22 protein-coding genes and 1 pseudogene are annotated in these 24,223 nt (G+C 61.1%); 5 read left to right on the forward strand and 18 right to left on the reverse strand.

What is annotated here, in order from left to right; genetic code table 11:
• Positions 1–102: 102 nt before the first annotated feature.
• From QTJ18_RS05430 to scpC, 4 genes and pseudogenes are all read right to left on the reverse strand, one after another.
• Positions 103–1,083, reverse strand: coding sequence for a threonine ammonia-lyase (locus tag QTJ18_RS05430; protein WP_252753032.1), 981 nt, complete (start codon positions 1,081–1,083; stop codon positions 103–105).
• A 314-nt stretch (positions 1,084–1,397) separates the two neighbouring features.
• Positions 1,398–2,351, reverse strand: a complete 954-nt coding sequence (locus tag QTJ18_RS05435; RefSeq protein ID WP_252753031.1) for a glutaminase — start codon at positions 2,349–2,351, stop codon at positions 1,398–1,400.
• Between the two features lie 131 nt (positions 2,352–2,482).
• Positions 2,483–2,998 carry a MarR family winged helix-turn-helix transcriptional regulator gene (locus QTJ18_RS05440; RefSeq protein ID WP_252753307.1) on the reverse strand — a complete coding sequence of 172 codons (516 nt, stop codon included), beginning with the start codon at positions 2,996–2,998 and terminating at the stop codon, positions 2,483–2,485.
• A gap of 195 nt (positions 2,999–3,193) precedes the next feature.
• Positions 3,194–4,681: pseudogene (gene scpC / locus QTJ18_RS05445) on the reverse strand (succinyl-CoA:acetate CoA-transferase ScpC); the annotation flags it as partial.
• Between the two features lie 245 nt (positions 4,682–4,926).
• Between scpC and purU the strand changes: the two are divergent.
• Positions 4,927–5,811 (forward strand): formyltetrahydrofolate deformylase, encoded by an 885-nt coding sequence (gene purU / locus QTJ18_RS05450; protein ID WP_252753306.1) that lies wholly within the window; start codon positions 4,927–4,929, stop codon positions 5,809–5,811.
• Between the two features lie 55 nt (positions 5,812–5,866).
• Here purU and QTJ18_RS05455 read toward each other — a convergent pair whose 3' ends face one another.
• The 8 genes from QTJ18_RS05455 to araD1 form a co-directional block, all read right to left on the reverse strand.
• Positions 5,867–6,595, reverse strand: coding sequence for an RES family NAD+ phosphorylase (locus tag QTJ18_RS05455; RefSeq protein WP_489667208.1), 729 nt, complete (start codon positions 6,593–6,595; stop codon positions 5,867–5,869).
• Positions 6,565–6,978, reverse strand: a complete 414-nt coding sequence (locus QTJ18_RS05460; protein WP_252753030.1) for an MbcA/ParS/Xre antitoxin family protein — start codon at positions 6,976–6,978, stop codon at positions 6,565–6,567. Before QTJ18_RS05460 ends, QTJ18_RS05455 begins: the two co-directional genes overlap by 31 nt.
• Before the next feature lie 146 nt (positions 6,979–7,124).
• Complete coding sequence (gene mmsB, locus QTJ18_RS05465; RefSeq protein ID WP_252753029.1) at positions 7,125–8,312, reverse strand: multiple monosaccharide ABC transporter permease; 1,188 nt, start codon at positions 8,310–8,312, stop codon at positions 7,125–7,127.
• Complete coding sequence (gene mmsA, locus QTJ18_RS05470; RefSeq protein ID WP_252753028.1) at positions 8,309–9,871, reverse strand: multiple monosaccharide ABC transporter ATP-binding protein; 1,563 nt, start codon at positions 9,869–9,871, stop codon at positions 8,309–8,311. Before mmsA ends, mmsB begins: the two co-directional genes overlap by 4 nt.
• A 73-nt stretch (positions 9,872–9,944) precedes the next feature.
• Positions 9,945–10,976: a multiple monosaccharide ABC transporter substrate-binding protein gene (chvE, locus tag QTJ18_RS05475; protein WP_252753304.1), complete on the reverse strand. Its 1,032-nt coding sequence runs from the start codon at positions 10,974–10,976 to the stop codon at positions 9,945–9,947.
• Between the two features lie 181 nt (positions 10,977–11,157).
• Entirely contained in the window at positions 11,158–12,981 is a 1,824-nt protein-coding gene (locus tag QTJ18_RS05480) for an IlvD/Edd family dehydratase (protein WP_252753027.1), read from the reverse strand.
• Between the two features lie 69 nt (positions 12,982–13,050).
• The gene (locus QTJ18_RS05485; RefSeq protein WP_252753026.1) at positions 13,051–13,977 is read right to left on the reverse strand and encodes a Gfo/Idh/MocA family protein; all 927 of its coding nucleotides are present in this window, start codon (positions 13,975–13,977) and stop codon (positions 13,051–13,053) included.
• A 13-nt stretch (positions 13,978–13,990) separates the two neighbouring features.
• Positions 13,991–14,980, reverse strand: coding sequence for an AraD1 family protein (gene araD1, locus QTJ18_RS05490; protein ID WP_252753025.1), 990 nt, complete (start codon positions 14,978–14,980; stop codon positions 13,991–13,993).
• Between the two features lie 385 nt (positions 14,981–15,365).
• On the opposite strand from araD1, the gene QTJ18_RS05495 reads away from it, so the two are divergent.
• Complete coding sequence (locus QTJ18_RS05495) at positions 15,366–16,127, forward strand: FadR/GntR family transcriptional regulator (protein ID WP_252753303.1); 762 nt, start codon at positions 15,366–15,368, stop codon at positions 16,125–16,127.
• Positions 16,128–16,205: 78 nt separating this feature from the next.
• Positions 16,206–16,379, forward strand: a complete 174-nt coding sequence (locus tag QTJ18_RS05500) for a hypothetical protein (RefSeq protein WP_252753024.1) — start codon at positions 16,206–16,208, stop codon at positions 16,377–16,379.
• A 72-nt stretch (positions 16,380–16,451) separates the two neighbouring features.
• Here the strand turns inward: QTJ18_RS05500 and QTJ18_RS05505 are convergent, their stop codons facing one another.
• A complete protein-coding gene (locus tag QTJ18_RS05505; RefSeq protein ID WP_252753023.1) occupies positions 16,452–17,261 on the reverse strand; it encodes an SDR family NAD(P)-dependent oxidoreductase in 810 nt (269 codons plus the stop codon).
• Between the two features lie 14 nt (positions 17,262–17,275).
• Positions 17,276–18,445, reverse strand: coding sequence for a zinc-dependent alcohol dehydrogenase (locus QTJ18_RS05510; RefSeq protein ID WP_252753022.1), 1,170 nt, complete (start codon positions 18,443–18,445; stop codon positions 17,276–17,278).
• A gap of 286 nt (positions 18,446–18,731) precedes the next feature.
• Between QTJ18_RS05510 and QTJ18_RS05515 the strand changes: the two genes are divergently transcribed.
• The gene (locus QTJ18_RS05515; RefSeq protein ID WP_301557745.1) at positions 18,732–19,124 is read left to right on the forward strand and encodes a response regulator; all 393 of its coding nucleotides are present in this window, start codon (positions 18,732–18,734) and stop codon (positions 19,122–19,124) included.
• Here the strand turns inward: QTJ18_RS05515 and QTJ18_RS05520 are convergent.
• Genes QTJ18_RS05520 through QTJ18_RS05530 form a run of 3 tightly spaced genes read right to left on the reverse strand, consistent with a single transcriptional unit; the run spans position 19,080 to position 22,798 of the window.
• Positions 19,080–20,162, reverse strand: coding sequence for a sensor histidine kinase (locus tag QTJ18_RS05520; RefSeq protein WP_252753020.1), 1,083 nt, complete (start codon positions 20,160–20,162; stop codon positions 19,080–19,082). The genes QTJ18_RS05515 and QTJ18_RS05520 overlap by 45 nt on opposite strands.
• Entirely contained in the window at positions 20,149–20,607 is a 459-nt protein-coding gene (locus tag QTJ18_RS05525) for a response regulator (RefSeq protein WP_252753019.1), read from the reverse strand. The genes QTJ18_RS05520 and QTJ18_RS05525 overlap by 14 nt, the downstream gene beginning before the upstream one ends.
• The gene (locus QTJ18_RS05530) at positions 20,600–22,798 is read right to left on the reverse strand and encodes an ATP-binding protein (protein WP_252753018.1); all 2,199 of its coding nucleotides are present in this window, start codon (positions 22,796–22,798) and stop codon (positions 20,600–20,602) included. Before QTJ18_RS05530 ends, QTJ18_RS05525 begins: the two co-directional genes overlap by 8 nt.
• A gap of 268 nt (positions 22,799–23,066) precedes the next feature.
• Here QTJ18_RS05530 and QTJ18_RS05535 point away from each other — a divergent pair, with 268 nt between their 5' ends.
• The gene (locus QTJ18_RS05535) at positions 23,067–23,282 is read left to right on the forward strand and encodes a DUF3072 domain-containing protein (RefSeq protein WP_252753017.1); all 216 of its coding nucleotides are present in this window, start codon (positions 23,067–23,069) and stop codon (positions 23,280–23,282) included.
• Positions 23,283–23,361: 79 nt separating this feature from the next.
• Here QTJ18_RS05535 and QTJ18_RS05540 read toward each other — a convergent pair whose 3' ends face one another.
• Entirely contained in the window at positions 23,362–24,096 is a 735-nt protein-coding gene (locus tag QTJ18_RS05540) for a helix-turn-helix transcriptional regulator (RefSeq protein ID WP_252753016.1), read from the reverse strand.
• Between the last annotated feature and the right edge of the window lie 127 nt (positions 24,097–24,223).

A 24,223-nucleotide genomic window follows, 5' to 3' on the forward strand; every position in this document is an offset into this window, starting at 1 on the left:
GCTCGATGATGAAGATGCGATGCCGTCAAACTTCGTCGTAGTTTATGAAATTGTAAACTACTTTGCGACCACCAGCTGCCTGCGGAGGTGCAAATGGTGTGATTATCCGCCGTAGCGAAGGAGCGCCTCGGCAAACAGGCCTGGATCCACATTGCCGCCGGAGCAGACCGTGATCACCGCCCTATCCGCGTCCAGCGCGCTGGCGTGGAAGAGGGCCGCGGCCAGCGAAACGGCGCCGCCCGGCTCAAGCACGATCTTCAGACGGGTGAAGGCAAGCACCATGGCGCGAAGCGCTTCCTCGTCGCTCACCGCAATACCGGGGCCACACAGGCGGGAATTGATGGGGAAGGTGAGCCTGCCGGGCTCCGGCGTCACGATCGCGTCGCAGATCGAGCCGCCCATGGTGGAATTGCGCTGGATTGCGCCCGTCGCCAAAGAACGCGCGGTATCGTCGAAGCCTTCGGGTTCGACGGGCCGAACGCGGAGTCCCGGCGCTTTGGCCTCCAGGGCCAGAGCTATGCCTGCAGTCAGCCCGCCACCGCCGCAACAGACCAGCACATCCGCTTTCGAAAGCCCTTCGGTCGCCGCCTGCTCGGCGATTTCCAGCCCGACTGTCCCCTGTCCGGCAATCACCTGCGGATCGTCGAACGGCTTGATCAACGTCAAGCCGCGCTCCGTGGCCAGCCGCGCGCCCAGCGCATCGCGATCTTCGCCAAGCCGATCATACAGGATGACCTCCGCCCCATAGGCGCGGGTATTGTCGATCTTCAGCTTCGGAGCATCCGACGGCATGACAATGACTGCCGCGATCCCATGCAAGCGGGCGGCAAGCGCCACCCCTTGGGCATGGTTGCCCGAGGAAAAGGCGATGACACCGCTCGCGCGCTGCTCCTCATCCAGCGCCGAAATGGCCGACCAGGCGCCGCGGAACTTGAACGAGCCTGTCTTCTGCAGGCATTCCGGCTTCACGAAGACCGGACGGCCGGCAATCTCATCGAGAAAGGGAGAGGACAATAAAGGCGTGCGCACCGCCTGATCCGGCAGGCGGCGGCGCGCCGCCTCAATCATAGAAATATCGATCATCAGGACTCACCGGCAGGAAAAAGAAGACGTCGGGCTCAGCTTAAGGCGCGGGGTCTGGAACGACAAGCCGGAAGCGGATGGCACGGGAGGCGGAAATTGGGAGCCAGACAATGCTTGCGAGGCATTGCGAGCGAGGCATTGGCAGCCAGAAAATTTGCAGGAAGGAAATCGGGAGACAATGCCTTGACGGCACTGCCTCCCTGCCGCATCTCCCGGGAAAGGGAAATGATCTGTGTCTCGTCACTGATAGATCGAACTCGACAAGGAAATGTGACAGTCACCCGGATAAACAAGGGGCCAGGCCGGGAATATTATCAGGGGCCGCCCGAGGCGGCGACCGGCCCGCCGAAAACCGACCAGCCTGTCCGGCTGGCGAGCATCTCCAATGCCAGCGAACCGATATGGGAATTGCCGTTCTTGTTGAGCCCCGGCGACCATACCGCCATGGATGCCCGGCCCGGTGCCACCGCCAGAATGCCGCCCCCCACCCCGCTCTTGCCAGGAAGCCCGACGTGATAGGCGAAATCGCCCGAACCGTCATAGTGCCCGCAGGTGAGCATCAGGGCATTGATGCGCCGCGCCCTCTGGCTGGAGACGACAGTATGACCGGTCAGGGGAGTTCGGCCGTTATTGGCGAGGAACAGCCCGGCGCGCGCCAGTTGCGTGCAACTCATGGCGAGAGCGCATTGATGGAAATAGACACCGAGGACGTGATCGACCGGATGCTGCAGCTTGCCGAAGGAGCGCATGAAATTGGCGAGCGCGATGTTGCGGTACCCCGTCGCCGTTTCGGATTTCGCCACTTCGGGATCGATGGCAACCGCGGCGTCGTCGGCCAGATACTGAACGAAACGCACGATCTCGCCGATCGCCTCACGCGGCGTATGGCCGGCGAGAACCAGATCGCTGATCACGATTGCCCCGGCATTGATAAAGGGGTTGCGCGGTTTTCCGTGTTCGTGTTCCAGCTGGACGATGGAATTGAAGGCGGAACCGGAGGGTTCCCGCCCGACCCTGTTCCAGGTGGTCTCACCATGTTTGCCAAGCGCCAGGGTCAGCGTGAAGACCTTGGAGATGCTCTGGATCGAAAAGGCCTCATCCGCATCGCCGGCTTTGTAGACGCGGCCGTCCAGATCCACGACCGCCAGCCCGAATTTGCCGGGATCGACCTGCGCCAATTGCGGAATGTAATCGGCAACCTTGCCTTCGCCGATCCGCGGGACGAGCGCTGCGTGAATGTCTTCGACAACGGCCTGAAGGTCCAGCATGACGCGTGCGATAATCCTGTTGCGAGCCGGAGCCCTCGGTCAAACTCAGGTCTCGTTCTGTCCGATTGCGCCGATCTTGGCAAGACCAACCGGCGGCCGGGCCCGAGCGCAGGCAGGCCATGAACCTGCCGCTATTCGCCCTCTGCACCGCTGACGTGATTGGCCACAGACCGCTTCACATGGCCGATCTCATCCAGCAGCGTGATGATGTGACCAGGTTCGACATCGCTCATCAATTCCCGCAGCCACGATTCATGCGCTTTCGCCATTTCCGCGAAAACGGCATTGCCATGCTCGGTCAGCCGGGCGACGGTGACCCGTCGATCCGCCGTCGGCGTCTCGCGCACCACCAGGCCCTCCGCCTCCAGGCGCTCCACCAGGCCGGTCACATTGCCATTGGTGACCATGGTCCGGCGGGAGAGTTCGCCAAGCCGCAGACCCGCATTTTCGCGGTAGAGCTGCGCCATCAGGTCGAATTGCGGCAATGTCGCGCCGAATTCGGCGCGCAATCGTTTGCGGATTTCGCTCGAGACCAGCTTGGTCGTCGATAGCATGCGAAGCCAGAGCCGCGTCTCAGGCTTGGATTTGGCCTCCAGGCCATGCGTGATGATCTCGATGTCAATCAATGTTGGCTCAGGCTCGGTCATTGGTGTCATGCCCCTCTTCCCAATGATCTTTTCCCAGCTGTACGAACCGATATTTGAAATGTCAAAGGTTATGCGCCGCCGGCCCCCAGGCTACTCTCACCCCGCCCGCGTCATGACCGCAGCCTCGGCACTGTGCGTGGTCCGTGCTGCCCCTTGCGTCGACGCACTGCCGGCCACAATCGGCGGAGCTTCGCTCTTGCGCATGCTGCCGGTATCGCGGCTGCGCAAATGCCAGGACAGGGCCTCCTCCAGAAGATGCGGCGTGTGGCCGCCCCGCGCCACGGCTCGCTCAAAGTAATCGAGAAGCGCGGCCTGAAAGCTCGGATCGGCGCAGTTGCGGATGATGACTTCGGCACGCTCGCGCGGTGCAAGTTCGCGCAGGTCCGCCAGACCATGTTCGGTGACGATGATGTCGACATCGTGCTCGGTATGGTCCACATGCGGCACCATGGGTACGATGGATGATACCCGGCCACCCTTTGCCTGCGACTTCGTCACGAAGATGGAGAGATAGGCATTGCGAGCAAAATCCCCCGATCCGCCGATCCCGTTCATCATATGTGTGCCGTTCACATGGGTGGAGTTGACATTGCCGTAGATATCGACCTCCAGGGCCGTGTTGATCCCGATGACGCCCAGGCGACGAATGACCTCCGGATGATTGCTGATTTCCTGCGGGCGCAACACAAGCCGGTCCCTGTAGCGCCTGAAATCGGCATAGACGCGGGCTGCACAGGCTGATGACAGGGTGATGGAGGAGCCGGAGGCAAAGGAGAGCTTGCCCGCATCGAACAGGTCGAACGTGCTGTCCTGCAAGACTTCGCTATACATGCGAAGATGATGGAAAGGCCCATTCGCCATTCCGGAAAGGACGGAATTGGCAATGGTGCCAATGCCGGCCTGAAGCGGATTGAGCGTGAGATCCAGGCGACCAAGCCGCACTTCGTCTTCGAAAAAGCGGATCAGATGTCCGGCTATGGCATTGGTCTGGGCATCCGGGGGCTCGACCGTGGAGAAACTGTCCTGCTCCTGCGTAATGACGATGGCCGCGATCTTGTCCGGATCGATCGGAATGTAGGGCAGACCCGCACGGCTGTCGCAGGCGGTAACCGGAATGGCCTCGCGCGTCGGTCGCTTGGTCGGGATGTAGATATCGTGCAGGCCCTCGAGATCGAGCGACTGGCTGAGATTGATCTCGATGATCAGCTTCTTGGCAAGGATTGCGAAACTCGCCGAATTGCCGATGGAGGTGGAGGGCACCACCCCGCCATCTTCGCGGATCGCTGCGGCTTCGATGATCGCGTAATCGATCGGGCCGAGCTGGTGTGCCCGCAAATGCTCCACGGTCTCCGAAAGATGCTGATCGACGAACATCACGTCACCGCGGTTGATGGCCGCGCGCAGCGTCGGATCCGTCTGGAACGGCATTCGACGCGCCAGCACATGCGCTTCGGTCAGCATCCTGTCAATGTCGTGGCCGAGCGAGGCTCCCGTCAGCAGGGTGATCTTGAAAGGATCCGTCTTCGCCCGTTCGGCCATGGCGACCGGAACGGCCTTGGCATCGCCGGCGCGGGTGAACCCGCTCATGCCGATGACCATGCCATCACCGACGAGGGCTGCGGCCTCTTTCGGCGTGACGATCTTGTCCAAGAGGGAGGGACGTCTGATGCGGTCTTCAAGCATGATCTGATCCTGGTCGTTCACTTCGCACATCCTCCCTTACGCAATCTAGGCTCGTTCGATGGCGATACCTTGACCGAAATCAAGACCGGGCCAGGCTTCGGCAAAGTTCGGCGTTGCGGCACAATGAGGCCGGTTCGTGCCATAGATGGCTTGATATCCTCGCCCACTTCGCTATTGCGAAATGCCCCCGGTTTGTCGGGACCCTGCGATATCGCGGCTCTTTAGACCGCCGGAGACTGATGACGATGAAAAGCTATGTCCTGACCGTAACCTGCCCGACCGCGCGCGGCATCGTCGCGGCGCTTTCAGGCTACCTGGCCGAGCAGGGCTGCAATATCATCGATTCCTCCCAATTCGATGATTTCGACACCGGCAGGTTTTTCATGCGGATCTCGTTCCTGTCGGAGCAGGGCATTGACCGGCCGGCACTGATCGAAGGGCTGAAGCCGATCGTCGACGCATTCTCGATGCAGGCCGATATTTTCGATGCGGCCGAGCGCATGAAGGTTCTGTTGATGGTCTCGCGCTTCGGCCACTGCCTGAACGACCTTCTCTACCGCTGGAAGATCGGCGCTCTGCCGATCGACATCGTCGGCGTGGTTTCCAATCATTTCGATTACCAGAAGGTGGTGGTCAATCACGACATCCCCTTCCACCACATCAAGGTGACGAAAGACAACAAGCCGCAAGCCGAGGCGCAGCTTCTCGATCTGGTCGACCAGACGGGCACGGAGCTGGTGGTCCTGGCGCGCTACATGCAGGTGCTTTCGGATGATCTATGCCAGAAAATGTCCGGCAGGATCATCAACATCCACCATTCCTTCCTGCCGAGTTTCAAGGGTGCCAATCCCTACAAGCAGGCCTATCAGCGTGGCGTGAAGCTGATCGGCGCCACGGCGCATTATGTCACGGCCGATCTCGACGAGGGTCCGATCATCGAGCAGGACACGGTGCGCGTCACCCATGCCCAATCGCCGGATGATTATGTGTCGCTGGGGCGGGATGTGGAGGCGCAGGTGCTGGCGCGCGCGATCCATGCGCATATTCATCATCGCACCTTCATCAACGGCAATCGCACGATCGTGTTTCCGCCCAGCCCGGGCAGCTATGCATCCGAGCGCATGGGGTGATTTGCGCAAGCGCGCTGACCATGTGATCTTCGCACACCGACCTGTCGCTGATTGGTCAGGAGGGGCGGACCGCGTAGACGCGCCCGGTATCGTATTGCCGAACATAATCAACCCGGGACCCATCCCAGTGATAGCAGTAATGGCTGGCCTGGACCGGAATGGGAATCACGTCCGGCCAGAACATGCCGATACACTCGCCCGACGGATGGCGGACGCTGTTCCACACCAGGCCATCGCTGCCGCCGTTGCGCAGTTTCGCGCCCAGAACATGGGAAGCCGCATAGTCGTCCGGGTCGAGAACGCCCGGCACGCCGTTCACATCATGCAGGTCACGCTGCACCTGGCCAACCAGCAGGCGGAAATCCGAGGTCCAGCCGGGAGCTTCGGCCGTCGAGCGCATGAACCGCTCGTGATGATGGATGGTTTCCGCCAAGGCAACGGCTTCGCTGCTGCCGGCGTAATAAAGGCCGTAGCGGCCATCGCTGAAGCGACCGGGCCGGAGCGGCGAACAGTGAACGAATGGCGCCATTACCAGGCTGGCGCCCGGCCCGGCAATGCGGCGATGCGCGGGAACCTTGCCGAGATCCCCCACCTGCAGCCGGATGCGCGGATTGGTCTTTTCCTCCACGGCCACCAGTGCTTCCCAGTCTTCCGGATCGGCAATATCTTCAAAGAGATCGATCGGCGGGTGGATGGAGCGGATGATGCGATAGGTGGCGTCCCAATGAACCGGGCGCTGCTCCGGCATCGGCTCTACCACGCGCCGCGCTCCGCGTTCAGCCATTCCCGCAAGCCGGCAAGATCCGCCATATCGCCGCGCAGCATGAGATCCAGCGCCGAAAGGCCGCCAAAGGCCTGATTGGGTTTGCGGACCCAGGCATAGCCGCGCTGGGCATCCTTGAACAGGTAGCGAAGACCCTTGTGAATGCCCATCAGATGGGCCATGCGCATGCGCAGGTCGCGATCGATCCGGCCGATCCGCCCCTCTTTCCAGCGTGCAAATGTGCGCGGAGCCATTCCTCCCAGCAATGTGCAGGCCTCGGAATCCGACAGCTCCCAAACGCGGAAGAGGTTTACCGTGGTTCGCGCCAGCGCAGCCGCTTCCTCGTCCGTGATAGAACGCCCATTCTCATGGTCAAATCGCGACTGGACAAGCTCAAGCTGCATCAATCTACCTCACGTTATGGCATTAACTTAAGGTATTTCTGCCAAATGGCAAGATGTCTCGACCTCTGTCCAGACTGCAAAGCAAGAAGCCGCCGGCCCTTCCCAGGATCGGCGGCTTCTTCAGGTCGGAACGCTTGGGAGGATGCTCAACGACGCTGGTTGTAGACGTCGACGCAGACGGCACCCAAGAGCACCAGCCCCTTGATCACCTGCTGGTAATCGATGCCGATGCCGAGAATGGACATGCCGTTGTTCATGACGCCCATGATGAAGGCTCCGATGACCGCGCCGGTAACCTTGCCCACGCCGCCATAAGCGGAGGCACCGCCGATGAAGCAGGCGGCGATGACATCGAGCTCGAATCCGATACCAGCCTTCGGCGTCGCCGTGTTCAGGCGTGCGGCGAAGACGAGGCCGGCAAGTGCTGCAAGCACGCCCATATTGACGAAGGTGAAGAAGGTGAGCCTGGCCGTTTTCACGCCCGAGAGTTCGGCTGCGCGGATATTGCCGCCGACGGCATAGATCTGCCGGCCGATGATCGTGCGGTTGGTGAAGAAACCATAGGCCGCGATCAGCACCGCCATGATGATGAGCACGTTCGGCATGCCGCGATGCGAGGCGATGAGGTAGGACAGGTAACCGACCACGCCGAAGATCACGAGATTCTTCACGATGAAGAAGCCGAAGGGCTCGTTTTCAATGCCGTGGGAAATGTGGCGTGCCCGGCTCTTGACGTTCTGCCAGATCAGGATGACGGCCAGGATCAGGCCGATGATCAGCGAGGTCAGGTAAAGCCCGTCCATGGAAAAGACTTCCGGGATGAAGCCGGATGACAGCTTCTGGAAGATCGGCGGGAAGGGCCCGATGGAGCGGCCGTCAAGCACCGAGATCATCAGACCCTTGAAGACCAGCATGCCCGCAAGGGTCACGATGAAGGACGGGATCTTGAAATAGGCGACCCAGAATCCCTGGGCCGCGCCGATGGCGCCGCCAAGGATGAGGCAGAGCACGGCAGCGACGACGAAATTGACATTGTACTGCACCATCATCACGGCCGCGATGGCACCGATGAAGCCTGCCACGGAGCCGACCGAGAGATCGATATGGCCGGTGACGATGACCATCAGCATGCCGAGCGCCATGATGACGATATAGCTGTTTTGCAGGATGATATTCGTCAGGTTCAGCGGCTTCAGGAGAATGCCGTCCGTGGCGAACTGGAAAAACAGCACGATGACGACAAGCGACATCAGCATTCCATATTCGCGCAGATTGTCCTTGAGAAAACCGGCCGCAGACTGCGGCGCCGGTGCGGTGGTCTCTGGCGTGGTCATTCGTCTCTCTCCTTGCGGCGCATGATGGCGCGCATGATGTTCTCCTGGGTGGCGTCCTTGCCGGCAACCTCGCCGACGAACTCACCCTCATGCATGACCAGGATGCGATCGCAGATCCCGATCAGTTCCGGCATTTCCGAGGAAATCACCACGACTGCCTTTCCGGCATCCGCGAGCTCATTGATGATGGAATAGATCTCGTATTTCGCGCCGACATCGATGCCGCGCGTCGGCTCGTCCAGGATCAGAAGATCCGGCTCCGTGAAGAGCCATTTGGACAGAACCACCTTTTGCTGATTGCCGCCCGAAAGCTTGCCTGTTTCCTGATAGACATTGTGGCTGCGGATGCGCATGCGGCCGCGAAACTCCTGGGCAATCTTCATCTCGGAGATATCGTCGATGACATTGCGTCGCGAAACGCCCGGCAGGTTGGCAAGCGATATGTTCTTGCGGATATCCTCCGAGAGGATGAGGCCGAGGTGTTTCCTGTCCTCGGTGACATAGGCGAGGCCGGCGCCGATGGCGCGGTTGACGGTCGACACATCGACCGGCTGCCCCTTCATGCGGACGGTTCCGGTAATGTTGCGCCCCCAGGAGCGGCCAAAAACGCTCATCGCAAATTCGGTACGACCGGCACCCATCAGGCCGGAAATGCCGACGATCTCGCCGGCGCGCACCGACATGCCGACATTCTTCACCACCTGGCGGTGCGAATGCTGCGGGTGGTAGACGGACCAGTTCTCGACCTCGAAGATCACCTCGCCGATCTTCGGCGTGCGCTTCGGATAGCGGCTCTCCATGTCGCGATCCACCATGCGGCGGATGATCTCGTCTTCGGAGATCTGGTCGACATGACAATCGAGCGTGCCGACGGACCGTCCGTCGCGCAGGACCGTGATCTGATCGGCCACTTCGGAAATCTCGTTCAGCTTGTGACTGATCAGGATGGAGGTGATGCCCTGCCTGCGGAACTCCTTCAGCAGTTCCAGCAGCGCGGCACTGTCCTTCTCGTTCAGCGAAGCGGTCGGCTCATCGAGGATCAATAGCCGCACATCCTTGGCCAGCGCCTTGGCGATTTCCACCAGCTGCTGCTTGCCCACGCCAAGATTGGTGATGAGCGTGTCAGGCTGCTCCGTCAGACCGACCTTGGCCAGCAGCGCCTTGGTGCGCTCGTGCACGGCATGCCGATCGATCACGCCGAAGCGCGAGGGTGCATTGCCGAGGAAAATATTCTCCGCAATCGACATCAGCGGGATCAGGGCCAGTTCCTGATGGATGATGATGATGCCGAGCGCTTCCGTATCGTTGATGTCGCGGAAGCGGCGCTCTTCGCCAGCATACAGGATGGAACCTTCGTAACTGCCATGCGGGTAGACGCCGGACAGAACCTTCATCAGTGTCGATTTGCCGGCGCCATTCTCGCCCACCAAGGCGTGGATTTCACCTTCGCGCACGGTAAAGCTGACGTCGGAAAGGGCCTTGACGGCGCCAAAGGACTTGGAAATGCCGCGCATCTCCAAAATTGGCGGACGTTCGGCCCCAATCACGGGAGCAAGCATGCCATCATCTCCGATGGGAACAACAAGACGTGGCGGCACACGCAATGGGTGCCGCCACGTATCGCACCTGATATTACTTAACCTGGTCTTCCGTGTAGTAACCGGAACCGATCAGGACGTCCTTCCAGTTCGACTTGTCGACCGCGACCGGCTTCAGCAGGTAGGACGGGACCACCTTCTTGCCGTTGTCATAGGTCTTCGTGTCGTTGACCGTCGGCTCCTTGCCGCTCATGACCGCATCCACCATGTCGACGGTGACCTTGGCCAGTTCGCGCGTATCCTTGAAGATGGTGGAATACTGCTCGCCGGCAATGATCGACTTGACGGAGGGGACTTCCGCATCCTGGCCGGAGACGAACGGCATCGCCATGTCGCCCGAACCGTAACCGACGCCCTTCAGCGAGGAGAGGATGCCGATCGAGATCCCGTCATAAGGCGACAGGACGGCGTTCAGCTTCTTGTCGGCATAGAAGGCAGACAGGATGGCGTCCATGCGGGCCTGGGCGGTTGCACCGTCCCAACGCAGGGTAGACACCTTGTCCATGCCCATCTGGCCGGAAGCGACCTTCAGCACGCCCTTGTCGATCAGCGGCTGCAGGACGCTCATGGCCCCATTGTAGAAGAAGTAGGCATTGTTATCGTCGGGCGAACCGCCGAACAGTTCGATATTGAACGGGCCAGCCTCGGTATCGGCCTTGAGAGCCTTGACCAGCGAGGTGGCCTGCAGAACGCCGACCTGGAAATTGTCGAAGGTCGCGTAGTAGTCGACATTCGGCGTATCGCGGATCAGACGGTCATAGGCAATGACCTTGATCTTCTGGTCGGCAGCCTGCTGCAGCACGTCCGAGAGGGTCGTGCCGTCGATCGAGGCGATGACCAGAACCTTGGCGCCCTTGGTGACCATGTTCTCGATCTGGGCGAGCTGGTTCGGCACATCGTCTTCCGCATATTGCAGGTCAACGTCATAGCCGCGTTCCTTCAGGACCTTCACCATGTTGTCTCCATCGGCGATCCAGCGGGCCGAGGACTTTGTCGGCATGGCAACGCCGACAAGGCCCTTATCCGCGGCGCCGGCCGGGGCAGACATGGTCAAGGCTGCGAACATGGCAGCGGTGGTAAAATACTGAAAAAGTTTCATCGATACTCCTCCTAGATGTCGGGGCTCCCTTCGAGCCCGACAGAAAATCACCCCGTGAGCGGCGATCCGTCGCCCACACTCATCCTTCATCCGGTCAGGCCCGAATGCCGCGTGCGTGAACGCGCCTGCGGCATACTGGGGCTTTCCGTCAGTGGTTGTCGCGCGGGATGCCTTTGGTCTGCGCGATCCGCTGATACTTGACAGCAGGTTCCAGGACGGCGCCGGTCTCCATTTGCCCGACAATTCCGCGCTGGATTTCCTGCCATGGTGTCTGATGCTGCGGATAATGATATCCGCCCTGCGTTTCGAGCGCCGCGTAGCGGGACGCCAGCTCCTCCTCGGAAATCAGGATATCGGCCGTGCCGCGGCCCACATCGATGCGGACCCGATCGCCCGTCTTGAGGATGGCGAGACCGCCGCCAGCGGCCGCTTCCGGCGAGGCGTTGAGGATGGACGGGCTGCCGGAGGTGCCGGACTGACGGCCATCGCCGATGCAGGGCAGCGAGGTGACGCCCTGCTTCAGCAGGTAATCGGGCGCCCGCATGTTGACGACTTCAGCCGCGCCCGGATAGCCGATCGGGCCGGCGCCGCGCATGAAGAGCACCGTATGGGCATCGATGCCGAGCGACGGGTCGTCGATGCGATGATGGTAATCCTCCGGTCCGTCAAAGACCACCGCACGCCCTTCGAAGGCATCGGGATCCGTCGGGTTGGACAGATAACGGTCGCGGAACTCCTTGGAGATGACGCTCGTCTTCATGATCGCCGAAGAGAAGAGATTGCCGCGCAGAACCCTAAACCCGGCGCGCTCCTTGAGCGGCCGATCGAAGGGTCGAATGACCTTTTCATCCTCGATCACGGCACCGCGACAGTTTTCACCGATCGTCTTGCCGTTGACCGTCAGAGCGTCCTCGTTGATCAGGCCCTGCCCCATCAACTGGTTGACAACGGCCGGAACACCGCCGGCATGATAATAGTCTTCGCCGAGATATTCGCCGGCCGGCTGCAGGTTGACCAGCAGCGGCACGTCTTCGCCATAAGTTTGCCAATCATCCACCGAAAGCTCGACACCGAGATGGCGTGCCAGGCCGTTCAGATGGATCGGCGCATTTGTGGAACCGCCGATCGCGGAATTGACGCGGATGGCATTGATGAAGGCTTCCTTCGTCATGATGTCGGACGGCTTCAGATCCTCCTTCACCATGTCGACGATACGTAGGCCGGTGAGATAGGCCATTTCCTGGCGGTCGCGATAGGGCGCCGGAATGGCCGCGGATCCGGGCAACTGCATGCCGAGCGCCTCGGCCAGCGAATTCATCGTGGTCGCAGTGCCCATCGTGTTGCAATAGCCGGTCGATGGAGCCGAGGATGCCACCAGCTTGACGAAGCCGGCATAGTCGATCTCGCCCTTGGCCAGCAATTCGCGGGCCTTCCACACGATGGTGCCGGAGCCGGTGCGCTCGCCACGGAACCAGCCGTTGAGCATGGGGCCGACGGAGAAGGCGATTGCCGGAATATTGACCGTTGCAGCCGCCATCAGACAGGCGGGCGTGGTCTTGTCGCAGCCGATCGTCAAGATGACGCCATCCAGCGGGTAACCGTAGAGAACCTCCACCAGGCCCAGATAGGCAAGGTTGCGGTCGAGGCCTGCCGTGGGCCGCTTGCCGGTTTCCTGGATCGGATGGACCGGAAATTCGATCGCGATTCCACCCGCCTCACGAATGCCTTCGCGCAGGCGCGCCGCCAGTTCCAGATGATGCCGGTTGCAGGGCGAAAGGTCGGACCCCGTCTGTGCAATGCCGATGATGGGACGGTCCGACTGCAGTTCCGCCTGGCTGAGACCGAAGTTCATGTAACGCTCCAGATAGAGCGCCGTCATGTCGGCATTGGAGGGATTGTCGAACCAGGCGCGCGAGCGCAGCCGGCCATTGGGTGCGGAAGCGGTCTTGGTAGGCAGGGTATCGTTGCTCATGAGCGTGTCTTCTTTAAGCGCGTTTGCGTTAACCTTGGAGACGTCGTCTTATCTTCTCGTGGTCCGGCCTCAATCCTCGAAGGCATCCACCACATGGCGGCGCCCGAGCATGAAGGCATCAGCCACATGAACGAGCGGCGTGAAATCCGTATCGGACTGGCCGGACGTCACCAGCGACTGGAACTGGCGGTAGAGGTTGCGGTACTCGCGATCCTTCTCGACGATCTGAGCATCGCCATTGACCTCGAGCCGGCTGCCGCCATGGGTCAGCACGACCGGTCCCTCGGTGGTCTCGATGCGGATATCCCAGGTCTGCGGCCCCGTCTGACGCCAATCGAAGGAGGCCGACAGCGGCACGCCGGCGGCTGTCTTGAACGAAAGTTCCGCTGCGATCGGCGCGGCACGGTTGGCCGGGAAGGACAGATCGGAGGCCGTCAGATGGAAAGTCTCCGGCATGATGCGCGTCACGATCGACAGGGCGTTGATGCCCGGATCGAAGACGCCGAGCCCGCCGGGCTCCCAGATCCAGTCCTGGCCGGGGTGCCAGTGACGCACATCCTCCTTCCACTCGACATGAACGGAGCGAATGCTGCGCTTGGCGAGAAGCTGGCGCGCCGGCTCGACGGCTGCAGCCTCGCGCGAATGCCAGGTGGCAAACAGGGTGCGGCCTTGCTGCCTGGCCAACTGGTCGAGCGCGAAGACCTCCGCCACGGAAGCGCCCGGAGGCTTTTCCAGCATCACGTGCTTGCCGGCCAGCAGCGCCGCCCGCGCCTGCTCGAACCGACCCTGCGGCGGCGTGCAGAGAGAGACGGCGTCGACCTCGACATCCGAGGCCAGCAGCGCGTCGATATCCGAGAAGCAGTGAACGCCGTCGAGCGTGGCGTGGCGACTGGCAACGGCAACGAGCTCGATGCCGTCCGTCGCTTCGATGGCCTGCAGATGCTGGTCCCTTGCAATTTTGCCGAGACCGACGATGGCGAGACGGATGGAAGACATCGCAGCTTACCCCTTACAACGGACGAATGGTCACGGGGGAAGGCGCTGCGACGGCCAGGCGGTTGACAAGCGTCAACTTAAATGGCGCGGCCGCGATTTCAAACTGGTCGCCGGCCTGGGTCTGGATCCCGTCCGAGAAGGAGAGGGTTGCCGTGCCGAAGAAGTGCACATGCAGATCGCCCGGGCGACGGAAGAGCTCATATTTGAAGTTGTGATGCTCCAGATTGGCGATGGTATGCGACATATTGGCCTCGCCCGACAGGAAGGGCTTCTCGAAAATGACGTCGTCGCCGCGGCGCACACGGGAGGTGCCCTCCACATGCTGCGGAAGCTCTCCGACCAGCAGTTCCGGACCGAGCGACGCCTGGCGCAGCTTGGAATGGGCGAGCCAGAGATAATTGCCCTTTTCGGTCACATGGTCGGAAAACTCATTGGCGAGACAGAAGCCGAGACGATAGGGCGTCCCATCCGGGCCGATCATGTAGATGGCCGCCAGCTCCGGCTCTTCCCCGCCGTCCAGCGCGAAAGCCGGCGAAACGAGATCCTCTCCCGTCGCCTTCAACTGCGACCCGTCGCCCTTGTAGAACCATTCCGGCTGAACGCCAACGGCGCCCGCCTGCGGCTTGCCGCCCTCGACGCCCATCAGAAACATCCGCATGGAATCGGTCGGCTTCTCGGCGGCCTGGGCTGCCTTGTGCATCTTGTCGCGGCCATCCGCGGATCCGAGATGGGTGAGGCCTGTCCCGGCAACGATGAAATGCGCCGGATCGGGATGAGCGACCGGGAGACCGAGCCGGCCTTCGCTTTCGGCCGCCCGGAGATCGACCACGGCCCCGAGGCCCTGGCTTGCCACGCATTCAGCAAGGCTCTGACGAGCGGCAATCGCCTTTTGCGCCAGATCGTAGGTGGCATCGACGCCATTGACGATCCGGGCCTCGCCCTCGCCATCCCAAGCGACAACGCGCACCTGCCCCTCAACGGCCACCTGCAGAAGTCTCAACATGTTCTAAAGCCTGCCCTTGCAACGCGACGGCGACCGTCTGGCCGCGTCCTCCCAGCGTTCACCACGCCTCTTCAAAAATATGACTATTTAACCTGACGGCCGGTTGTCAAGCTGCCTGTTGAACATTCGCATGAATTGGATCTAGGCAGAGCAGCTGGCGCTTATGCCTAAAAAGCTCGCATTCAATCGATTGAATCAAATTGTGTTACCGAAATCAGGGCAATTGCACAAGATCCTTTGAGCTGCGATTAATATTACTATATGTCTCAATCAGGGGGAGCCATACCGGATTTGCGCGCCAACCTGCCAGACATAGGCTGCCTGGCCGGATCATGGCATGCGGACCGGGCGGTTCAATGACAGTGACGAGATGCGGGAGAGAACGGTGGGGCTTCTGGAAACGGCGATTGCCGGTAAAAAGCGTGGCAGCAGTCATGCTCACGTCGTCGCGGAACTGGGCAAGGCAATCGTTTCGGGCGATATATCCGAAGGCGCTATTCTGCCGGGAGATGCCGAGCTGTCGCAGCGATTCGCCGTATCCCGCACCGTCTTGCGCGAGGCGATGAAAACGCTGGCGGCCAAGCGGCTGATCGAGCCCAAGGCGAAGGTCGGAACCCGCGTCCTGCCGCGCGCGAACTGGAATTTCTTCGATCCCGACGTGCTCGAGTGGCGATGCGAAGCCGGCATCGATCTCGCTTTCATCGAGCATCTGGCGGAGATCCGCACCGCGCTCGAGCCGGCAGCCGCCGCCGCGGCGGCTCTGCGCGCCACGTCGGACGATATTGTTGCACTTTACGCGATCGCTGCAAAATTCGACGAGCCGTCCCATACGCCCGAGACGATCGCCAAGGTCGATCTGGAATTCCACCTCGCTATTGCCCGGATGTCTGGCAATCCCTTCATGCGCTCGGCCAGCGGCCTGATCGAGGCCGCACTGTCGATCGCCTTCCAGCTCTCCTCGCCCGCAGCCTCGCCGGACATGCTGGAGGAAATCGCCAGCAATCACCTGCGCATCGCTCATGCCATTGCCTCGCGCGATCCGGAAAAGGCTGTCGCAGCCATGCGCAACGTCATCGAGGTCGGCCGGACCCGCATGCACAGATCCATGGCTCCCGATCCGGTGGTGCAGCAGGATGCAAGCGGTTGAGACCTTCCGCTGACGTACGCCACGGCGGAACATTCGCGCCGGCCGCCTGTTCGCTCTCCATATGGCAAGGAGAAGAGCATGGAACCGAAGGATCATACGTCGAACATGGAAAAGGCCGAAGGCGACCGCGATGTGATTGACCGGGAGCTGAAACGCCAGGACGAGCGGGAAGCCGCCAACGCCCGGGAGAAGCAGGATCCGTCGCGCAAGGCACCGGATGCTGCTCGGGACGGGATGGCGCCAAAAGCTTGACGGAACAAGTCTCCGGCGTGGCGGTGCCGCGCCGGAGATAGAGAGATAAGCTGCTCGATGCCGCTGATCGTCTTATTGCGTTCTGCCGCCGTGATCCTTGGGTTCGGCCATCCGCCGATGAGCGGCCGCCAGAACCCCCGACGGCGTGACATTGGCCAGAGCCGATTGCAGCTTGTTCTTCCAGCCGGTCACGACATCGCCGTCGCCGTCCATCATCGCCTCGTAGCCGATCCGCGCGACCATGGCCGGGTCATCCTTCTTCATCTCACCGACGGGCGTGTTTTCCAGATCGGCACGGGAGAAAAATTCAGTATCTGTCGGGCCCGGCATCAGGCAGGTGACGGTTACCCCGGTGCCTTTCAACTCGTCGCGCAGAGCCAGCGAGAAGCTGTTGATGAAGGCCTTGGTCGCATTATAGACGGCCTGGAAGCTGCCCGGCATGTAGCCGGCGATCGATCCGGTCAGCAGGATGCGGCCCTCTCCCCGCGCCCGCATGTCGTGCCCGAGGGCATGGATAAGCGAGATGGTTCCCGTTATATTGGTCTCCACGACGCGCAGCGCCCGCTGCAGATCCTCATCCAGGAAGGCATCGCCCAGCCCACGCCCGGCATTGGCCAGAAGCAGATCCACTGGACGGTCGAGCGCCTGGACAGCCGCCGCCAGACGCTGGCTGCCCTCGGCGCTGGACAGATCGATCTTGATCGCATGAACGTCGGTGCCGAACTCCTTCAGGGCGGCTGCCGCGGTGTGAATGCCTTCTTCATCGGCGGCGATCACCAGATCGTAACCGTCGCGCGCCGCGCATTTCGCCAACTCGTAACCGATACCGCTGGAGGCGCCGGTCACCACCGCCAGTCCCTTGCCGATCTTGCTCGGATTCATCTCTTCTCTCCTGTTCAAGGCTTCAAAACAACTTTGATGCAGCCGTCCTTCTTGTCCCGGAAGGTCTTGTAGAGATCCGGCCCATCCTCAAGCCGTCCCCTATGGGTGATGACGAAGGAGGGGTCGATCTGACCCTCTACGATGCGTTCCATCAGTTGCGGCAGGTAGCGCTGCACCGGCGTCTGCGCCATGCGGAAGGTCAGGCCGCGATTGATCGCCGAACCCATCGGCACCTTGTCGAGAAAGCCGCCATAGACGCCGACGATCGAAACCGTGCCGAAGTTGCGGCAGCAGTGAATGGCTTGCCGCAGCACATGCGGCCGATCCGTGCCAAGGAAGGTGGCGACCTTGATGCGATCCCAACGGGAATCCCAGCTTGCGGACGCATCCGCCTCCGTCCCGACAGCGTCGATGCAGGCATCCGCGCCACGGCCGCCGGTCATTTCCATGATTTCCTCATAGATATCGTCTTCGAGGAAATCGAGCGTCGTTGCGCCGGAGGCTTCCGCCATCCGCAGGCGTTCGGGTACCGTATCGATGGCAATGACGCGCTCCGCACCGAGCAGGAACGCCGATTTGATGGCCATCTGGCCAACCGGGCCGCATCCCCAGATCGCAATGGTATCGCCCGGCTTGATGTCGCAGAATTCAGCCGCCATGTAACCCGTCGGAAAGATATCCGACAGAAAGAGAACTTGCTCGTCCGTCAGCCCGTCCGGAACCTTGATGGGACCGACATCGGCAAAGGGCACGCGCAGATATTCCGCCTGCCCGCCCGCATAGCCGCCGAGAAGATGCGAATATCCGAACAGTCCGGCCGGAGAATTTCCCCAGAGCTTTGAAACTTTCGCTGAATCTGGATTGGAGCGTTCGCAACCGGAGAAGAAGCCCCGCTGGCAGAAGAAGCACTCGCCGCAGGATATCGTGAAGGGGATGACGACCCGATCGCCGACTTTCAGCTTGCTGTTTTCGCGGCCGACTTCCACCACCTCGCCCATGGTCTCATGGCCCATGACATCGCATTTGTGCATTTCGGGCATGACGCCATCGTAAAGGTGGAGGTCCGAGCCGCAGATGGCGCAGGCCGTGACCTTGATGATCGCATCCCGGCCGTCGACGATCTTGGGGTCAGGCACGCTTTCGCAGCGGATATCGTGTTTTCCATGCCAGGTGAGTGCTTTCACGCGTCTTCTCCATCACGTTTCGAGGGCACGTCCTAAGGGACTGTACAAGGCCGAACCGGTGATGGATGGGAAGGTTCCGCCGGTCTCTCTCTGTAAAGAAGGAGACACGTGTCGCAACTTGTAGATGATCATGACAATCCATGCGCGCAAAACGGCCGCATCGCGCGGGAAAGACGCAGTTTGTCGCAGGTCTTGCTGCAAAAAAGGGGTTGAAACCCGCAGGCAGAGAAACAGATACAGACTCAAAAAAGTCGGTGCCCGAACGGGGGCGAGAGAGTGCAGTCGCGTGGATCTAAAACTAAGTTCAAACCGTCCGACCATCCTTGTTCTGGAAGATGATGTTCTTCTGGCGATGGACATGGAAGATCATCTGGTCGATCTCGGTTATTCCGTCGCCGGCCCCTTCGGCCGGATCGACCAGGTCTTGAAGGCTCTGCCGGAGCTCGACATCGTCGGCGCCGTGGTCGACCTCAATTTGAACGGTGAGTTGTCTTTCCCCGTCATCGAGGCGCTCGGCCAGCGTCAGGTCCCGGTGATCGTCTGCAGCGGCTATGCCGAACTTCCCGAGGTGAAATCGAAACTTGCCGGAGTTCCGTTGATCGCCAAGCCGTGGAGCCCCGACAAGATGGAGCGCCTAGTGGCCGATGTCTTTAACCCGATCTGCCGAAAGGTCGGCTGACAGAGGTCCGGTTTCCCGGCGGGCATTGTCCAGCGGGAAGCTGATTTCGCAGACGAGACCCTCTTCCGGATAGCTGAGCCTCGCTTCTCCCAGAAGTTCGTAACCGATCATGCGCTGGATCAGCGTGGTGCCGAAGCCGGTCACCGATGGCGCCTGCACTTTCGGACCGTCATGCTCGTGCCATTCCAGATGGATGGCCTCTTGTCCAGCCTCGTGGCCAAGGGACCAGGCGACGCTCACTTTACCGTCTTCCGCGCTCAGCGCGCCGTATTTGACAGCATTGGTCGCCAGTTCGTTGATCACCATGCTCACGGCAAGCGCGGCTTTCGGATCGAGCAGGATGGAGGGGCCTGGCTGCAGCTCGATCCGTTCGGCGCGGCGAATATGGGCCGCGACCGTGCGCTGGATGACATCTTCGAGGCGTGCGGCCTTCCAATTGGTCTCAAACAGCAGGGCATGGGCATCGGCCATGGCGCGCAGGCGGCCCATCAGATTGTCGACATAGTCATCGACATTCGTGCTATTCTTGGCCGTTCGACGCACGATCGACATGACCATCGCCATTGTATTCTTGACCCGGTGGCTGAGTTCCCGCACCAGCAGCTCGCGGTGCTGCTCCGAACGCCGACGCTCGGCCTTTTCATAGGCTTCGGCAAGGGCGCGCCGGACCGCGGCCGGCAGGCGGATCAGCCGCTGCTTCAAGATATAGTCGGTGGCACCGCGACGAAAACTCTCGATTGCCGCCTCTTCCCCTAAGACGCCGGACACGAAGATGAAAGGCGTTTGCGGCAGACGCTGCTGGGCCAGTTCAAGCGCCGCCATGCCGTCGAAATCCGGCAAGGAGAAATCCGCCAGGATGACATCGAACTCCATCTCGTCGAGCGCGGAGAGATATTCCGCCCGGTTGACCGCGCGACGCACCGTCGGCGGCGGCTGAAGCTGCTCCAGATGTTCGCAGATGAGTTCGGCATCGAGCGTGCTGTCCTCGAGCAGCAGGATGCGTGGCGCCGCGGCGCGACGAGCATTAGAGTTTGGCATTGCTGGAATATCCCGGAGGCGGCTCGTTCAAAAGCGCCCAGAAGACGCCCAGATCCTGTATCGCCTGGAAGAAGGCCGTGAACTCGACCGGCTTGACCACGAAGGCATTGACGCCGAGTTCGTAGCTGCGCACCAGATCCTGCTCCTCGCGCGACGAGGTGAGCATGACGATCGGGATATGGCGCAGCGCCTCATCGCGCTTGACCCGTTCGAGAACTTCCAGCCCGTCCACTTTCGGCAATTTCAGGTCCAGCAGCACCACGGCCGGATCCCGATGCGCGCGATTGTGATAAATGCCTGAACAGGTCAGGTAATCCAGAGCTTCCGCGCCGTCGCGGGCCACGACGACCTCATTGGCAAGCTGGCATTTCTCGAATGCCGCCAAGGTCAGCTCGAGATCGCGAGGACTATCCTCGACAAGCAGGATAGGTCTTAAATCAGCCAATAACGCGTTCCTTCTCCACCTGTCTCGGCAGGGTAAAGGTGAAGCACGCGCCTCGTTCCACCTCGCCTTCCGCCGTTATCGTTCCATTGTGCCGTTCTATGATTCGCCGCGCCAGCGCCAGACCAATTCCGGTACCGTCGAAATCCTCGGCGCGTTGCAACCGCTGGAACACGCCGAACAATTTTCCCACATAGGTCATGTCGAAGCCGACACCATTGTCGCGGACGCTGTAGACAAAACTGTCGCCATCCGCACGACCCTCGATCGCGATCTTTGCCTGGGCGCGCGGGCTTGTGTATTTCACCGCATTGTCGACGATGTTGAACCAGACCTGCCGCAGCAGCGTCGCGTCTCCAAAGGCGTCCGGCAGGGGCGAAATGCTCCATTCGATGTCGCGGTCGCCGGCGGTCAGGGTCACCGACTTCACCACCTCCACAACCAGCTTGTTCATATCGACCGGCTTGGTGTTGATCGAGGCGCGTCCGAGCTGCGAAAAGGCCAAAAGATCGTCGACCAGCTTGCCGGCGGAGAGAGCCGCCTCCGAAATGGTCTGGAGGTAATGCTGGGATTTCGGATCGAGGCTGGTCTCGCGCTCACGCAGAAGCTGGGCAAAGCCGACGATATGCCGGAAAGGCGCCCGCAGATCATGGGAGACCGAATAGGAGAAAGCCTCCAATTCCTTGTTGGACCGCTTGAGTTCAGACGCAAGCTGCGCCAGTTCCTCGGCCTTTCTTAGCACGATGCCGACGATTGCCGTGCGCAGCTCCTGCGCCGCGGAAAGCTCGGCGCTGCGCCATGGCGCGGCCTGGCGCCGCACGAGCTCCTTCCACGCTTCGAAAGACTGGCGCGGATGAATGCGGCCGCTTTCCTGCACGATCTTGTGCGGGTTGCCGCCCCATGTGACGCTGCGGACCAATTCCGGACGAAACCAGATGAGCCAGCTGTTGTGCACCGCGGAAATGCTGACAGCCAGAACGCCGCTTCCTCGCTCCGCCAGATCTTCGGCATCCGGATAATGGCGCGACAGGGAATCGGTCGCGAAGAAACCATCATCCGTCCGCCCCTCGAGCCAGGTGGCGAGCTTCGTCACGGCATCATGATCCGGCACCGTCCCGAAGCTGCGGACATCCTCTTGCGTGACCACCGCTGCGCCGGCGGCATTCACCTGGGCGAGAAGCCTGTCGCCTGCCCCCAGCAGCCCATCCACCCAATCGGGTTGCGCCGCCATGGCATTCAGCAAGCCATTGGTGATCGAGGTGAGTTCGACGCGGCCCGCCGCCTCTTCCGCCCGGGCCAGGGCCGAGATCCGCATGGCGAGCGACTGGCTGACGAAATCGCAGATCTCGCGCGTGGCATGTGGAACCAGATGCGGCTCCGCGCTGTGGCAGGAAAGCAGACCCCAGAAGCGCCCATCCACCATGATCGAGACGGACATGGACGACGCCGTACCCATATTGCGCATGTATTCCAGATGGACCGGCGACACGCTGCGCAATTGTGCAAGGCTCATGTCCAGCACGGCTTCGCCATCTGCCGATTGCGCCTGCAAGACCGGAACCGGCCTATAGCCGACATCGGGAATGATCCTCAACCGGTTGACCGTATAGAGAGTCCTGGCCTGGGCCGGGATATCGCTGCTGGGAAAGCGGAGATCGAGATAGACGGGGAGCCGGCCATTATTGGCTTCGGCCACGACGTGACCGTTCCAGTCCTCGTCGAACCGATAGACGAGCGTGCGGTCGAACCCTGTCAGCTCGCGCACGAAATTTGCCGCCACCACCAGCGATTGCGGAATGTCGCGCTGAACGGCAAGGCTCTGGGTGAAATTGCGCAGCGCGCCGAACATTTCGTCGAGCGACCGACGCTCAGTTCGCTCCACTTCCACCACGATCAGCGGGCCGGAGCGATGTGCAACCAGGCTGAGCTCGCCTTCCGCGATCAAGGATTGGTAGGAGGCTTCGTCGGTCGCATACCAGGCTTTCATGGCCGGCAGCCGGTCGGCTATCGGAGCCTCAACGGGCCTGCCGAGCGCGACGCCATCCCCCAGATACTCGGAAATATTGGCACTGCATTGCACCACAACGCCATCTTGCGCGCGCATGGCAAACAGCGCGCCGTGCGGCTGGATCGCACCCGGGATATGGATCGGCTCCTGTGCGCACAGATCGAGATCCTGATGGGTGGGCTGCAATGATGGTCCCCGCTGGCCAGACGAGTTGTTACAGGAAAAGAGGCGAAGGGATTGCCCCTCCGGCTCCGTGAGTAGGATGGAAAATAGAGATCGAAAGCCAAATGTAAACCTTCGGTATCGATTCAATTTCGCTCTGTTCGATCACCATCGATCAGGGGGCCGAGGGTCGCAACCCGCGTCGAAAGGGCTGCGCTTCTGCACGCCGAGGATAAGCCGGAACAAGCCGGCGCCTAGAACGTTTAGAGAACGAAACCAGGAGACGACGACAATGGCCGACAATCCGAAAACTGACACATCCTCCAATACACAGAAGGATCCGGACGAATGGGTGAGCGGCGATGAGCCGATGACGGGCGCCCAGACATCCTATCTCAAGACCCTGTCGGAACAGGCACACAAGCCCGAAGCCTTTGCGGAAGACCTGACAAAGGCCGAGGCATCCAAGCGGATCGACGAATTGAAGCAATCTCTCGACCTGGCGTGACATGCGACGGCGCGCACCCGCGAAGAGGGATCTTACCGGAACGGATGTGTCCGCCTGCGATGCGGGCGGCCACTCCGATCTAGTCGATCAGATGCCGCCGAATGGCCTCGGCAATCGCCTGGGTGCGGTTGGCGGCTCCGACCTTGCGCGTCGCATTCTTGATATAGGTATTCACGGTATCGACCTGATAGCCGCTCTCTTCGGCGATCTGGCCGCTGGTCAGCCCTTTCGACGCGAGCTTCAGGCAGATCATCTCCCCGGATGAAAGGCGCAGCGACGAGGCCGCAAAACGCTCCATGATCGGCCGGGTGATCACCGTATGAGCCGCTGGCGCGATGGACGCCAGAAAGTCGATCTCGTCCCTGTCGAAAGGGGTGGTGCGGGTAAAGCCGACCGAGCCATACATGATAGTGCCGCGGCGGATCGGGAACAGTGTCCGGTTCTTGATGTTGAAGGTGTCGAGCAGATAGCCGAGACGCTCATTCGGCTCACCCTCCGCCATCACCTCGCCTTCGACGACGACATCCTCCAAATGGTTCTTGGCATGCTGCACGAAGCTGTCCGTCAGGTGAAGGCGCTCCTGATGATAGATGTCCACGAAGGCCGGCGGAAAATCCGTATGGATCGATTGCGCCGATCCGAAGCGAAACCCCTCAATGTCCAGCCCGCTGATCAGAACATGATCAAAGCCGACGGCCTTGCGCAGCCGAGCGATGAACGGGTGATTGTGGATGAAACGCCGCGCGGGAACCGATTGAAGATCGACATACTGGTCTAGATCGTCAGCAGAGCGGAAAACGGTTTTGGACAGCATGAATCACCTAGCAAGAACCGCGGATCGAGGTTCTTTCCCTTACGCCAAATGGATGTTCGCGACTACATGAATAGCTGACCAAGAGTCGCCTTTTACGCGATTACCAACATCAACCGGACTCGGGCAC

It is taken from the genome of Rhizobium sp. SSA_523 (genome assembly GCF_030435705.1).
GTDB lineage: Bacteria > Pseudomonadota > Alphaproteobacteria > Rhizobiales > Rhizobiaceae > Neorhizobium.